This is a genomic window from Bradyrhizobium sp. HKCCYLRH3059 (assembly GCF_051168035.1).
GTDB lineage: Bacteria > Pseudomonadota > Alphaproteobacteria > Rhizobiales > Xanthobacteraceae > Bradyrhizobium.
On the sequence record NZ_JBNPUF010000001.1, the window covers coordinates 155,748 to 169,716 of the forward strand.

The window sequence follows — 13,969 nt, forward strand, 5'->3', positions numbered from 1 at the left end:
AAGCAGATGTGGGACAAACTTGGCCGGGCCGCGCCTCAAAACCAGATCTGCATCGGCACGCCATGCGCGTCGCGCGGCGCAGCTTCTTCCGGTACGCAGCCCGCGCAGTCGCGAGCGGCCAGCGCGACCGCGCAGGCGTCGAGGACGTCGTCGGGCTTGGCACCGGTGCCGATGCGGGCGCGGGTCATCCAGTCGCCGATGGCGGCGAAGCCTGCAGAAACTAACAAGTCGCGCCGCAGCCTGGCGCCATGTTCCGTCTTCTTCGACGGCAACGCCGCGCCGTGGAGGCGCAGGAACACCAGTTCGGGATGGGCCTCGCGGATGTCGCGGTCGCGATGCGCACGGACGAAGGCGTCGACCTCCATGATCTTGCGGCCGAGATGCCAGAGCTGACGCGAGGCGCGCGTCTGCCCGCGCCGCGACGCCTCGATATTGGCCTCATCTGGGTCCTTGTAGTTCTCCCACAGCCAGCGCCGCGCGCCGGTGAACACGCGCGAGCGATGCGGCGCGAGTTTGTCGCGCGCGAGTTTGTCGCAGGTTCTGTTGCCGCCGTCGGTCATGCCGATGGGGATGTCGATCGCGGCGCGGGTAAAAGGAGCCGATAGTGCCGTCGAAACGTCGGCGGGAAAGGCGATGTCGCGCCGGTCGCCTGCAATCGACACCGCGACCCAGCCGCGGGAGAAGCCGTCGAGACCGATGATGCGGTTGGCGTGCATTACATCAGACTACCAGTTGCTTCGTTCAGCATCGTGCTCCTCTTGCCACGAACGCACGCTGAGTCCCACGGTAGTCGGAGCCGAGCTGGCCCCACAACAGCAGTGAGCTCCCCTCCCCCTTGCGGGGAGGGGTCGGGGGTGGGGGTCTCCGGGCGCTGAACGCTATGGGCGCGCACACACATCAACCACCAAACTATCGAGAGAGCGAGGTCGCATCGCGCTGCGTTTCCTCGCCCATCAGATAGAGCGCGACTCGTGGACCCCCACCCCCAACCCCTCCCCGCAAGGGGGAGGGGAGCGCACCGTCGGCGTGCGAATTCGGTTGCCACGCTACGCGCTCAGGCGAGATGGGCCTCCCCCATACACCAACGGGCGGGATCGCTCCCGGCCGCCGCAACAAACATCACGCCCGGCTCACCTCAGCCGAGGTTCAGCTCCTTGAAGAAGTCGTTGCCCTTGTCGTCGATGATGATGAAGGCCGGGAAGTCCACCACCTCGATGCGCCAGATGGCTTCCATGCCGAGCTCGGGATATTCGACGACCTCGACCTTCTTGATGCAGTGCTCGGCGAGGTTGGCCGCGGCGCCGCCGATCGAGCCGAGATAGAAGCCGCCGTGCTTCTTGCAGGCCTCGCGCACCGCCGGCGCGCGGTTGCCCTTGGCGACCATCACCATCGAGCCGCCGGCCGCCTGAAACTGGTCGACGAAGGAATCCATGCGGCCCGCGGTGGTCGGGCCGAACGCGCCGGAGGCGTAGCCGTCCGGGGTCTTGGCGGGGCCGGCGTAGTAGACCGGATGGTTCTTGAAGTAGTCCGGCAGGGGCTCGCCGCGATCGAGGCGCTCGCGCAGCTTGGCATGCGCCGCGTCGCGCGCGACGATCATGGTGCCGGTCAGCGACAGCCTCGTCTTGATCGGATTCTTCGACAGAGTGGCGAGGATGTCCTTCATCGGCTGGTTCAAGTCGATCTTCACGACCTCGCCGCCAAGCGCCTGCTCGACCTCCGGCAGATACTGCGCCGGATGATGCTCGAGCTCCTCGAGATAGACGCCGTCCCTGGTGATCTTGCCGAGCACCTGGCGGTCGGCCGAGCACGACACGCCGAGACCGATCGGCAACGACGCGCCGTGGCGCGGCATGCGGATGACGCGGACGTCATGGCAGAAATACTTGCCGCCGAACTGCGCGCCGACGCCGAGCGACTGCGTCATCTTGTGGATTTCCTGCTCCATCTCCAGGTCGCGGAAGGCATTGCCATCCGGGGAGCCCTGGGTCGGCAGCGCGTCGAGATAACGCGCAGACGCCAGCTTCACCGTCTTCATGCACAGCTCGGCCGAGGTGCCGCCGATCACGATGGCGAGGTGATAAGGCGGGCACGCCGCGGTGCCCAGCGTCAGGATCTTCTCCTTCAGGAACGCCAGCAGCCGGTCCTTGGTGAGCACCGAGGGCGTCGCCTGGAACAGAAAACTCTTGTTGGCCGAGCCGCCGCCCTTGGCCATGAACATGAACTTGTAGGCGTCCTCGCCCTCGGCATAGATCTCGGTCTGCGCCGGCATGTTGTTGGCGGTGTTCTTCTCCTCGTACATCGACAGCGGAGCGACTTGTGAGTAGCGCAGGTTCCGGCGCAGATAGGCGTCGCGCGCGCCTTGCGACAGCGCCGCCTCGTCGTCGCCATCGGTGATGACGTTGCAGCCCTTCTTGCCCATGATGATCGCGGTGCCGGTATCCTGGCACATCGGCAGCACGCCGCCGGCGGAGATGTTGGCGTTCTTCAGGAAGTCGAGCGCGACGAACTTGTCGTTCGGGCTGGCCTCCGGATCCTCCAGGATGCTGCGCAGCTGCTTCAGATGGCCGGGGCGCAGAAAGTGGTTGATCTCGCCGAACGCGGCTTCCGACAAGGTCCGCAGCGCCTCCCGCGACACCACCAGCATGTCGCGGCCCAAGACCTTCTCGACCCGCACGCCGTCGGTGGTGATCTTCTTGTAGGGCGTGGTGTCCGGCCCGAGCGGAAACAGCGGCGTGTGCTTGTAGGGCGGGACGGGCTTGGACTGGTCGGGGAAGGCGGTCGGCGCGTTCATGGCGAGCTCGTGGGGTTCTAAAGATGGCCGCCCAAAGCGGTCTTGACAGGTCTGATACGCTACCCGTCGGAAGCCTTGCAAGACATGTCTCGGCACAGCGGCAGAGGGGTACGATCATGGCAAGTTTTGTCCTGATTCCAGGAGGTTGGCACGGCGGCTGGATGTACGCTGCGCTCTCGGCCAGGCTCCAGCAGGCCGGCCATGACGCCTATGCGGTGACCTTGAGTGGATTGGAGCAGACACCGGCCCGCGCCGCCCATGCCGTCAATCTCGACACCCATATCGCTGACGTCATTGATCTGCTGACGATCGAGGACCTGTCCGAGGTCATCCTGTGCGCGCACAGCTATGGCGGCATGGTCGCGACCGGCGTCGCCGACCGCGTGCCGGAAAGGCTCGCCGCACTGATCTATCTCGATGCCTTCGCACCCGAGAACGGCCAGTCATGGTGGGATCTCGCCGGTGATGCGTATCGCCGGTTCGTGATCGAACGTGCCGGGCATGACGGGCTGACGGCGCTGCCGCGCGAAGGCTCCGATCCGCGCCGCCGGCCGCATCCGCTCGGGACCTTCATCCAGGCCCTGAAGCTCCACAGTCCGGCGCCGGCGGCTCTGCAGCGCACCTTCGTCTACGCCAGCGGATGGAGCGCGACGCCGTTCACCGCGCAATATGAGCGGCTGCGCAACGATCCCGCGTGGCGCGTGCACGCATTTGCGTGCGGGCACGATGTCGTGCAGCACGCACCCGACGAGACGTTCGACCTGCTGATCGAGACGGCCCGCGAGGTTGCCGCAACATGACGCCGCGACCGGCGCAATGTCGTACGGCGAGATCAATTGCGATCCGTCGCCGAATTATGTAACCTTAGATTGTTGACCTATTCATTTTCCTCCTGGAGGCGTCATGAAACGAGGTCTCTTCGTTGCCATCACAATTGCTCTTGCCCTGATCACCATGGCCCCCGGCAGCGCCGGCGCGGTCGGTCCCGGTCGTGCGTGCGGCGGATTTGCCGGCATCCCTTGCAATGCCGGTCTTTATTGCGAATTCCCGGCCGGCCAGTGTGGCCGGTTCGACATGATGGGTGTCTGCCGCCGAAAGCCGACGTTCTGCAATCGCATCTACATGCCGGTGTGCGGCTGCAACTTCCAGACCTACGGCAACGACTGCGAGCGCCGCGCCGCGGGCGTATCGCTGTCGCATCCGGGCCGCTGCTGGTTCTGACGAAGCGATCGCGCCGCTGCCGCCGGCAGGTGACCGCGGCCCGTCAACACGCGGTCACGTCGGCCGACGATCTTGTGCGGCCGCGGCGCATCGCGCTTGCATGACCTCCGCGCGCAGGCTTCAATGGCGCGGGGGTATTTGGAATGCAGTCATCGCTTTGCTCATTTGGCCGCTTGGCCGGTTTTGTTTTTCTCGTTGCGTTGAGCAGCGCGCTGCTGCCGCAGGCCGCGCAAGCGGATCGCTGTGACGACCTCGCCAAGGAATTGAAGAACGGCATCGACGGCGTCCGGATCGGACAGACCGCGGCGGGCACCGTCTATCTCGCCCATCCCAAGGCGCGCGAGATCACGCTCGGCTGCTCATCGAAGAACGTCAGCAATCAATTGTTCGGAAAATCCGAGCGCAAGCCGACGCCGGCCTTCATCGAGCTGATGGCGAGCGCGGCGGCGATCGTGTTCACCTTGCCGAAGGACGACATGCAGCGCGGCGTCACACGCTGTTACCGCCGGCTCGGGATCTTCCGCGGCGACGACGTCGCCAGCCGCTACCGCCGGCTCGACATGCGCTGCGCCCGAACCAAGACCGAGTCCTCGATCACGATCAGCCGCAGCAAGGACCAATAGGCCGGGGGTGACGCAACAGCCTTGCGGTTTCTGCGCCGGCGGCAGCGACCCGTTCACTATTCGCCGCGCCACCGACAGTTGCAGACAATTCGAACGATCTGATTGACGAAGTTTTCGCGAGCGATGGCCACGCTTGTCGCAACACCAAGCGAGGAGCTGGACAATGTCCGTTTCGAGCGTTTCGTCGTCATCGCCGCCGCCTTCACCGCCGCCGATCTCGACCGAGACGACCAAGCCGCAGACCCAAGACACGCAGGCGCGGAACCAGACGCAGCAGAGCCAGGCCGTCAATCCCGCCAAGACCGGCGACGAGGCGGCCGCGGAGAAGCAGGCCTCGCGTCCGCCGCTGCCGCCCGGCCAGGGCACCCGCGTCGACATTCTCGCCTGACGATCCCACACCCTCAGGCCAACTTCGTATAGCGGCGGCGCCTCAGGCATCCGCCGCTATACGTGTGATGGCATCGCCGATACGACTCCACCCCTGTCCCATGATGTCGAACTGAAACTTGTTGCCCGGGAAGACGAAGCCGTCATGGACCATCCGCAGATGCGTGCCGCCCTCGGCCGGCGTCAACGTCCAGGTCACGACGCTGTCGAGCCGTAAGCCGTGGGCCGGATTGGAGTCCGAACCGCCCTTCCAGGAATAGCTCAGCAGATGCGGCGGCTCACAGGCGAGCACCTCGCAATGAACGACGCCATCCCAGTCGCCCACCGGCTTGGTGCGGAAGGTGAAGCGATGACCGGTGGCCGCGACGAAGTCGTTCGGCATCAACCATTTCGCGATCAGGTCGCTCGTGGTCAGCGTGCGCCAGATCTTGTCGGGCGAATGGGGCAGATGCTTCTCCACCACGATCGCATGCGCCTCACCCATCACTCGGTCTCCTTCAACAGTGCCTCGAGGCCGGCAATGCGCTCATGCCAGAATGCGCGGTAATGACTGAGCCAGTCGACCAGCGGCACCAGCCCTTTTGGCGCGACGCTGTAATAGTTGTGGCGGCCGTCGCGCCGTTCGCTGACCAGCCCGGCGTCGCGCAGCGCCTTGAGATGCTGTGAGATCGCCGGCTGCGATACCCGTGAGCCCTGCACCAGGCCGGTGGCCGCCACCTCCCCCTCGCGCGCGATGCGCTCGAACACGGCCCGCCGCGTCGGGTCGGCAAGCGTCTTCATGACGGATGTCAACTGGGCTTCGACGGTCATAAGGAATGTATAAGCCAACGCTTATACATTGTCAACGGGTGGCGCCGCGGAGCCTCGCCTCACGCATCCAGCGCCTTGTAGTGGCGGAAGATGCCGTCCTCGTTGAAGGCGATGCGGCGCTCGCTGCCGAGATAGGCTGATATGTTGGGCCTGCTGGCGACGCGGTCATGCAGCGCGACGAGGCCCGGGATGTTGCGCTCGAACGCCATCATGCGCTTCGGGAACGCGTAGCGCAGGCCGGCGACGATCTGGAACAGCGACAGGTCCACATAAGTGAGCCGGCGCCCGGTGACGTAGGCGCCACCGCTTTTCGATAGGAGCTGCTCGAAATAGCCGAGGAATTTCGGCACCCGCTCGCTCCAGAACTCGGCGGTGCGCTTCCTGGCCGGCGCGCGCTGGTCCTCGTAGTACAGCGTCGGCCCCAGCGGATGATGCGTGTCATGGATCTCGACCACGAAGTCGGTCACGGTGAGCTGCAGCTGATGCACCCAGAGCTGGCCGGCTTCGGCCTTCGGCGCGAGGCCATGGCGGCTGCCGAGGAACAGCAGGATGTTGGCGGTCTGGCCGATGACGCGGCGGCCCGCTCTCAGGAACGGCGGCGCGAAGGGCGGCGTGTCGCTGACCGCCTCCATCATCGCCGTCATCGTAGCGATGCCGTCCTCGCGCGCGACGTCGCGATAGGCGGCGCCCGCCTCCTCCAGCGCGAGACGCACATATTCGCCGCGGCCCTGGATCATGGGCCAGTAGTAGAGCTCGTAACGCATCGGCCATCCTCGCAGTGATGCGCCCACACGTTCGGCTCGGACGACGTAACGGACGCGGTGTTCGTTCGCCGCGAAGCAGTATAGCAGCCTGCCACCGCCGGTGCTCGTCAGATCGACCGGGAACAGCCGCCATCGGGCTCGCGCGGGGGGGAATTGTTGACAAGCAAAAGCGCCGCGGATTGCTCCGCGGCGCCTGATGAGGATCTCAAGTCAGGCTCAGCTGACCTGCTGGATTCCCGACAGCTGCCAATCGGCGCCGGCGTGGCGCAGGAAGGTCCAGATCTCCGTGACCTCCTGCGGCTGGTCGGAGCCGTCGACCACGCGGCCCGAGGCGCGCTCGATGGTCTTGTCGGCCAAGGTGAAGCGCATCGCGACCGTGGCGTAGTCGGCGCCATTCTCGCGCCAGGCTTCGGCGAGGTCACCCTGCAGCAGCTTCACGGCACTGACCTTGTTGACCACACCGCGGGCCTGGTTCTGCTCGAGATCGCGCTCGAAATACGAGGCCATCTCGGGCGTCGACAGCAGCCGCAGGCGGCCGACATCCTCGTTCGACCAGGCGGACTGGATCTCGCCGAGCAGCCGCTCGAACGCCTCGTAGTCGGCCGGCAGGATCTGCAGCGGCGGCGTGTTGCTGCCACCGCCGAAGCCACCAAGGCCGCTCAGGCCCGAGCGCAAGCTCGGCTGGCCGTCGGTGGGCGTCGGCGCCGGGCCGGCGGCATAGGCCGGCTGGTTGCGGCGCTGCCACCAGGCCATCCCCATGCGCACCAGGAACACCACCAGCAGGACCTGGAGGATCAGGCCGATGATCGAAGCGAAGCCGCCCAGCCCGGAGAACAGCCCGCCGCCGAACAGCATGCCGAACAGGCCGGCGCCGAGGAAGCCGGCAGCGAGGCCGCCCAGCAGGCCGCCCGCGCGGCCGCCGAACAGCCCGCCACGCGCGGGCGCAGCCGTGTTGAAGCCGCCGGGCTGGCCCGGCTGGGTGATGGTGCGGTTGAACTGCGACGCCGATCCCGGCGCGGTCGCGGTCGGAGGCGGCGCGGAGAAGGTACGCGTGCCGCGGGAGCCCGAGCTGGAGCCGCCGCCGATCCGGGCGTCGGCCGCCGAGACGGCGAGCACCGTCGGCAGCGCCAGTGAAAGGGCCACGGCCATCGCCTTGAGGAGGCCGCTTTTGCGCTGCATGAAGCTCATCTGTGTTTCCCATAACTCCCCGGAATGGGGATGCCTGTAAGATGGGCACAACCCGCGAAAAGGGAAGGCGGCACGAGGCCGCGCGGCTGCGGCGCGGGGTCGCGGGATGAACGCGCCCGGCCGGCTTGCCAAGGAATTTGCCAAGGAACTCCGGTAACCTATTGCGGCGCCATGGTTTCCTTGACCGCCGCCACGAGCTGGCTGAGCGTGAAGGGCTTTGGCAGGAACGCGAACTGCTGGTTCTCCGGCAGGCTCTTCTCGAACGCATCCTCGGCATAGCCCGAGACGAAGATGATCTTGATCTCCGGATTGCGCTCGCGCATCGCTTTGAGCAGCGTCGGCCCGTCCATCTCCGGCATCACGACGTCGGACACCACGAGATCGAGCACGCCGTCGCACTCGTCCAGCGCCTCCATCGCCTCGACGCCGTTCGACGCCTCGATCACGCTGTAGCCGCGCGAGCGCAGGCCGCGCGCGTTCAGCGCCCGCAGGCCCTCCTCGTCCTCGACCAGCAGGATGGTGCCCTGCCCGGTCAGGTCCGCGCGCGGCTTCGACGCTTCCGCGACGGCCGGCTCCTTGGCGGCGCCGTTGGCCGCGTGCGGTTCGGCCTGGACCTCCGGCACGACGATGTGCCGCGGCAAGAAGATCTGGAACGAAGTCCCCTTGCCGACCTCGCTGTCGACGTAGATGAAGCCGCCGGTCTGCTTGATGATGCCGTAGACGGTCGACAGTCCGAGACCGGTGCCCTTGCCGACCTCCTTGGTCGAGAAGAACGGCTCGAAGATCTTCTCGCGGATCTCGGCCGGAATGCCGGTTCCGGTGTCACTGATCTCGATGCGGACGTAGTCGGCCACCGGCATGCCCTTGTAGGCGGCCTGCGCGACCTCGTCGGCCGAGACGTTGGCGGTGCGCACCGACAGCTTGCCGCCATCGGGCATCGCATCGCGGGCGTTGACCGCGAGATTCACGACCACCTGCTCGAACTGCGAGACGTCGACCTTGACCGGCCAAAGGTCGCGGCCGTGAACCAGGTCGAGCTTGACCTTCTCGCCGATCAGCCGACGCAACAGCATCGTCAGGTCGGACAGTGCGTCGCCGAGATCAAGCACCTGGGGCCGCAGGGTCTGGCGGCGCGAGAACGCGAGCAGCTGCCGCACCAGCGTCGCGGCGCGGGTCGCGTTCTGCTTGATCTGCATGATGTCCTGGAACGACGGGTCGGTCGGCTTGTGCGCGTTCAGCAGGAAGTCGTTGGCCATCATGATGGCCGAGAGCACGTTGTTGAAGTCGTGGGCGATGCCGCCGGCGAGCTGGCCGACCATCTCCATCTTCTGCGACTGGTTGATCTGGTTCTCCAGCGCGCGGCGCTCGGTGGTCTCGAGCAGATAGACGATCGCGGCCTCGGTCTCGCGCTCGTCCTCGTCGACGGCGGTGACGAAGAACTGGCCGAAGCGCTCCTTTGCGCCCTCCAGCATCACCTCGACCGGCGGAATGTCCGCCTGCCCTTCCGAGGCCTGGTTGATCGCGGCGATCAGCAGGTGCCGGTCGCGCTGGCTGACGGTGCGGAAGATCGATTTCGCCGCGGCCACGTCGCCGCTGACGCTCTGCGCCAGCTTGGCGTAACGCGCATTGGCCCTGACCACGGCGCCGCCGCGGTCGACGGTGGCGATGGCCATCGGCGTATGGTCGAAGAAGCGCATGAAGCGCACCTCGGCGGCGCGCTCCGGATCGGAGCGCTCGTCGCGGGCGCGGCTGATGACCAGGGTGCGCGAGGCGCCCGGCTTGCCGTCGGCGCCGAAGGCGAGCTTGTGGTAGAGCCGCGCCGGCATGGTCTTGCCGCCGCGCATCTTCAGGTCGATGTCGAACACCTCGGTGCGGACCTCGCCGGGCACCGCCACGATCGAGGTCAGCAGCGACGCGCCGTCGCCGGAGACGACGTCGGCGAGCTTCAGGCCGCCCGAGCCGATCTCGGCGAGATCGTAGTCGAGCCAGTTGGCGAGCGTGGCATTGACGTAGACGAGGCTGCCTTCCGGATTGACCGAGAAGAAGCCGCACGGCGCATGGTCGAGATATTCGATCGCATGCTGCAGCTCCTGAAACACGTCCTCCTGGCGCTCGCGATCCCGCGTGATGTCGGCGATCGACCACACCGCGTAGCGGGCGTGGCGCTTGGTCTGGCCGAGCGGGCGAACGCGCATGCGAAGCCAGCGCCCCTGCGCGCCTTCGGCCGCAGTGATGCGCACCTCCTCCTGCTGCCGCTTGCCCTCGCGCGCCGCCTTGAGCAGGCGGAACACCGCTTCGGAGACATCGGGATTGCCGATGAAGACACGCTCGACGGGACGCGCCTCCTGCGCGGTCGCCGCTCCCGTCATGTTGAGATAGGCGGCGTTGGCGTAGACGACATGGCCGCGCGGATCGGTCACTGCGAGGCCATCGAAGGCGTGATCGGCGATCGCGCCCAACACCGGATCGTCGGTCGACTTGTCGGCGAAGCGGACGATGCCGGCGGCGAACGCGAACAGATTGAACAGGCCGACGGTGGCGAGCAGCGACAGCAGGCCGAGAATATAGGGCTGCGCCTGGGCGCGGCCGATCGTCATCAGCGCGATCGCGACCGCGACGAGGCCGAACGCCACCAGCAGGATCAGCAGAATGCTGCCGCTGCGGCGCGGCCGCTCCGGCAGGCTCACCTGATCCTGTAACCCATCGTTGTCGGAATCGGCGCTCATGGCTCGGGGACGCGACCTGTCGGCTGGGAGCCCCAGCCCGTTCGCGCGGCTCCCCCTTCCACCTGCCTGAATCGACGGGTCAAGCGCAAGCCCGTCAAGCCGATATTCCATGATTTATCCGTATTTTGCGGTCCGTCCATGGACCGAATCGGTTGTCATCGCGGGCGCCCCGAGAGGTTGCGCCGCAGCCCCATCACGTAGCCGATGATCTCAGCGACGGCATGATAATGTTCCACCGGGATCTCCTCGTCGATCTCGACGGTGGCATAGAGCGCGCGCGCCAGCGGCACGTTCTCGACGATCGGGATGTCGTGCGCCTTGGCCACCTCCCGGATCTTGAAGGCGATGTTGTCGACGCCCTTGGCGACGCAGACCGGCGCCGACATGCCGCGCTCGTAGGACAGCGCGACCGAGTAGTGGGTCGGGTTGGTGATGATCACGGAGGCCTTGGGAACCGCGGCCATCATGCGCTTCTTCATGCGCTGCTGGCGGATCTGCCGGATGCGTCCCTTGACGTGCGGGTCGCCTTCCGACTGCTTGAACTCCTCCTTCATCTCCTGCACCGACATCTTCTGGCGCTCGTACCATTGCCGATACTGGAACAGGTAGTCGCCGATCGCGACCAGGGCGAGCAGCGCGACCACCGAGCCCATCAGATGCGTCGTCAGCGAGATCGTGACGCTGAGCAGCTCGCTGACGTCCATATGCAGCAGCGATTCGAGGCGCAGCCGCTCCGGCCACAGGATCATGACCATGACCGTGCCAAGCAGCACGAGCTTGAAGAGGCCCTTGGCGAAATTGGCCGCGGCCTGCTTGCCGAACAGGCGCTTGGCGCCGGCCAGGGGCGAGATCTTGCTCAGGCTCGGCTTCATCGGCTCGCCCGACCAGACCAGGCGATGCTGCATCATGTTGCCGGCGATCGCCGCCAGCATCACCATCAGGATCGGCACGCCGATCGCCGCGATCACGGCGAACGACAGGCTGCGCGCCAGCGCCAGCAGGCCGGCGCCGTCGGTGTGGATCATCCAGGAATTGGCGATCAGGTTGCGCATCGGCACCAGCACCGCGGTGCCGATCGAGCCCGAGAAGGTCGACATCACCAAGGTCGCGGAGGCGATCACGAACCAGGTGTTGAGCTCCTGGCTCTTGACGACGTCGCCGCGTTCGAGCGCCTGGTCCAGCCGTTTTTGCGTCGGGTCTTCTGTTTTGTCTTCGGAATCGGCCTCATCGGACATCGATCGGCCCCCTCACCGCGGCATCATCTCGTGCATGACGCCTTCGAAATAGCCGAGAAACGTTCCCATCATCGCGGTCAGGACCAGCGCGAAGATCAGGAAGCCGATCAGGATCGAGAGCGGCGCGCCGACGAAATAGACCTGCATCTGCGGCATCAGCCGCGCCAAGACGCCGAGCCCGATGTTGAAGACCAGGCCGAACACCAGGAACGGCGCCGATAATTGCAGACCGATCTTGAACGCCGCGGCAAACGCCTTGGTCGCCAGCGAGGCGACGTCGCCGCTCGGGATCAATTCGCCCGGCGCGAAGATCTTGTAGCTGTCGCTGAGTGCGGCGATCACCAGATGATGGCTGTCGGTCGAGAACAGCAGGGTCACGCCGAGCATGGTGAGGAAGTTGCCGATCAGGACGCCCTGCTGTCCCTGCGTCGGATCCACCGCGGTGACGAAGCCGAGTCCCATCTGCTGCGCGATCACGGAGCCCGCGACCTGCAGCGCCGACAGCGTCACCCGCGCCGTCGCGCCGAGCACGATGCCGATCACAATCTCGTGCACCATCATCACCAAGAGCGGCGACAACGCCTGCAGGTCGACCCGATAGGCCTGACGGTGCAGCGGCAGCACGATCATCGTGAGCAGCAGCGCGGTCGCGAGCTTGATGCGGACCGGGATGTTGACCTCGCCGAGGCCCGGCAACAGCATCACCATGGCGCCGACGCGCGCGAAGGCCAGCATGAACACGGCGGCCAGCGCCGGAAGGAAGGATATATCGATGCGCATCGTCCGCCGTCACGGCCCTTTCGACCGCATGCTGGTGCGGCACGACGGTCTTTGAAGAGACAGCCTCCGAAGAGACAGCCTCCGACGAGGCAACCTGCGAAGAGGCAGCCTGCGAAGAGCTTGCCCGAAAGGCTGCCCGCGCGCGCCTGAAAGCAGCAGCGCCCCCCGCACTGCTCCTTACGACCGCTCGCAGCGCCCTCACGCAGGCCTGCCCTGCCGCCCCGGACATTGCCTCATCCGCCGATGATTCGCGACGAGATCCGCATCATGTGCGAATGCAGCGCATCGGCCATGAACGGCAGCGCCAGCAGCAGCGTCACGAAGATCGCGATGATCTTCGGCACGAACACCAGCGTCTGCTCCTGGATCTGCGTCAGCGCCTGGAACAGCGAGACGACCACGCCAACCACGAGGCCGACCACCATCAGCGGCGACGACACCAGCACGATGGTCCAGATCGCATCGCGCGCCACATCGAGCGTTTCAGCTCCCGTCATGTCCTGTCGTTCCTCACTGTCGATCGGCTCCGGTCCGGCACCCGCCTCATCGCGCGCGGTCGCGGCAGACGGCAAATCCCCTGGGCGCATCAGGCACGTGGCGGCCTGAAGCGTTACGAGCTGCGCCTAGATCGTCATCTTCATCACGTCTTCATAGGCCTGGATCACGCGGTCGCGCACCGACACCAGCGTCGACACCGCGACGTCGGTTTCGGCGACCGCCGTGACGACATCCATGACGTTTGCCTTGCCCGCGGCCATCGCGACCGCCTGACTGTCGGACTTGCGTCCGGCCTCCATCACGCTGCCGATCGCGTCCTTCAGCACCGCGCTGAATGACGGACCACCCTTGTCGGCGCCGTTGCCGCTACCGAGCACGTCGCGCACGCGCCCAAGGCTGCCGAAGGCACCGCTCGAGCCGCCGGTGTCGAGCACGCGCGCGGAATTCGCGTAGGCATTCGCTGCGGAGATTGGGGAGGCCATGACTTTCGTTCCTGTCCTAGGTCTTCAGAATGTCGAGCGTGCGCTGGATCATGCGGCGCGTGGCGCCGATGATGTTCAAATTCGCCTCGTAGGACCGCTGCGCATCACGCATGTCGGTCATCTCGATGAGCGGATTGACGTTGGGGTACTTGACATTGCCGGACGCGTCCGCGGCCGGGTTACTGGGGTCGTATTTGACGCGGAACGACGATTGATCGGGCACCACCTTGCCGAGTGCCACCACCTTGGCGTCGAGCGCACGATCGAGTGCCGAGGTGAATGTCGGGACCTTGCGGCGATACGGATCGCCGCCCGCCTTGGCAGCGGTCGAATCGGCATTGGCGATGTTCTCGGAAATGACGCGCATACGTCCCGCCTGCGCACGCAGGCCGGAGGTCGCGATGCTCATCGAGCGGAGGAAATCGCTGGAGTCGTTTGCCATGCTTGTCGGTCTCTGTCCTTAA

16 protein-coding genes are annotated in these 13,969 nt (G+C 66.1%); 4 read left to right on the plus strand and 12 right to left on the minus strand.

Annotated features, from left to right (window positions below):
- Positions 1 to 35 precede the first annotated feature (35 nt).
- Complete coding sequence (locus tag ACQR13_RS00690) at positions 36 to 716, minus strand: DUF429 domain-containing protein (protein ID WP_434862502.1); 681 nt, start codon at positions 714 to 716, stop codon at positions 36 to 38.
- Between the two features lie 419 nt (positions 717 to 1,135).
- Entirely contained in the window at positions 1,136 to 2,791 is a 1,656-nt protein-coding gene (locus ACQR13_RS00695; protein WP_315753126.1) for a fumarate hydratase, read from the minus strand.
- A 116-nt stretch (positions 2,792 to 2,907) separates the two neighbouring features.
- Between ACQR13_RS00695 and ACQR13_RS00700 the strand changes: the two genes are divergently transcribed.
- The 4 genes from ACQR13_RS00700 to ACQR13_RS00715 all read left to right on the plus strand — a co-directional run bounded on the left by ACQR13_RS00700 (position 2,908) and on the right by ACQR13_RS00715 (position 5,023).
- Positions 2,908 to 3,591 (plus strand): alpha/beta fold hydrolase, encoded by a 684-nt coding sequence (locus ACQR13_RS00700; protein WP_315753127.1) that lies wholly within the window; start codon positions 2,908 to 2,910, stop codon positions 3,589 to 3,591.
- A gap of 103 nt (positions 3,592 to 3,694) precedes the next feature.
- Positions 3,695 to 4,012: a hypothetical protein gene (locus tag ACQR13_RS00705; protein WP_315753128.1), complete on the plus strand. Its 318-nt coding sequence runs from the start codon at positions 3,695 to 3,697 to the stop codon at positions 4,010 to 4,012.
- Between the two features lie 143 nt (positions 4,013 to 4,155).
- The gene (locus ACQR13_RS00710) at positions 4,156 to 4,635 is read left to right on the plus strand and encodes a hypothetical protein (RefSeq protein ID WP_315716034.1); all 480 of its coding nucleotides are present in this window, start codon (positions 4,156 to 4,158) and stop codon (positions 4,633 to 4,635) included.
- 163 nt (positions 4,636 to 4,798) lie between these two features.
- Positions 4,799 to 5,023 (plus strand): hypothetical protein, encoded by a 225-nt coding sequence (locus tag ACQR13_RS00715; protein WP_315716033.1) that lies wholly within the window; start codon positions 4,799 to 4,801, stop codon positions 5,021 to 5,023.
- A 42-nt stretch (positions 5,024 to 5,065) separates the two neighbouring features.
- On the opposite strand, the gene ACQR13_RS00720 is transcribed toward ACQR13_RS00715, so the two are convergent.
- From ACQR13_RS00720 to flgC, 10 genes are all read right to left on the minus strand, one after another.
- Positions 5,066 to 5,506, minus strand: coding sequence for an SRPBCC family protein (locus tag ACQR13_RS00720; protein WP_315716032.1), 441 nt, complete (start codon positions 5,504 to 5,506; stop codon positions 5,066 to 5,068).
- Positions 5,506 to 5,832, minus strand: a complete 327-nt coding sequence (locus tag ACQR13_RS00725) for an ArsR/SmtB family transcription factor (RefSeq protein ID WP_434862503.1) — start codon at positions 5,830 to 5,832, stop codon at positions 5,506 to 5,508. The genes ACQR13_RS00720 and ACQR13_RS00725 overlap by 1 nt, the downstream gene beginning before the upstream one ends.
- A gap of 59 nt (positions 5,833 to 5,891) precedes the next feature.
- Entirely contained in the window at positions 5,892 to 6,596 is a 705-nt protein-coding gene (locus ACQR13_RS00730) for a glutathione S-transferase (protein WP_316175775.1), read from the minus strand.
- Between the two features lie 216 nt (positions 6,597 to 6,812).
- The gene (locus ACQR13_RS00735; protein ID WP_315828213.1) at positions 6,813 to 7,775 is read right to left on the minus strand and encodes a Tim44 domain-containing protein; all 963 of its coding nucleotides are present in this window, start codon (positions 7,773 to 7,775) and stop codon (positions 6,813 to 6,815) included.
- 167 nt (positions 7,776 to 7,942) lie between these two features.
- Complete coding sequence (gene cckA, locus ACQR13_RS00740; RefSeq protein ID WP_434862504.1) at positions 7,943 to 10,510, minus strand: cell cycle histidine kinase CckA; 2,568 nt, start codon at positions 10,508 to 10,510, stop codon at positions 7,943 to 7,945.
- Positions 10,511 to 10,665: 155 nt separating this feature from the next.
- Positions 10,666 to 11,745: a flagellar biosynthesis protein FlhB gene (flhB, locus tag ACQR13_RS00745; protein WP_316203616.1), complete on the minus strand. Its 1,080-nt coding sequence runs from the start codon at positions 11,743 to 11,745 to the stop codon at positions 10,666 to 10,668.
- 12 nt (positions 11,746 to 11,757) lie between these two features.
- Complete coding sequence (fliR, locus tag ACQR13_RS00750; RefSeq protein WP_315753134.1) at positions 11,758 to 12,525, minus strand: flagellar biosynthetic protein FliR; 768 nt, start codon at positions 12,523 to 12,525, stop codon at positions 11,758 to 11,760.
- A 233-nt stretch (positions 12,526 to 12,758) separates the two neighbouring features.
- A complete protein-coding gene (gene fliQ / locus ACQR13_RS00755) occupies positions 12,759 to 13,022 on the minus strand; it encodes a flagellar biosynthesis protein FliQ (RefSeq protein WP_008965881.1) in 264 nt (87 codons plus the stop codon).
- A gap of 126 nt (positions 13,023 to 13,148) precedes the next feature.
- Complete coding sequence (gene fliE / locus ACQR13_RS00760) at positions 13,149 to 13,505, minus strand: flagellar hook-basal body complex protein FliE (protein ID WP_315716024.1); 357 nt, start codon at positions 13,503 to 13,505, stop codon at positions 13,149 to 13,151.
- A gap of 16 nt (positions 13,506 to 13,521) precedes the next feature.
- A complete protein-coding gene (gene flgC, locus ACQR13_RS00765) occupies positions 13,522 to 13,947 on the minus strand; it encodes a flagellar basal body rod protein FlgC (RefSeq protein WP_315716023.1) in 426 nt (141 codons plus the stop codon).
- Positions 13,948 to 13,969: the final 22 nt, after the last annotated feature.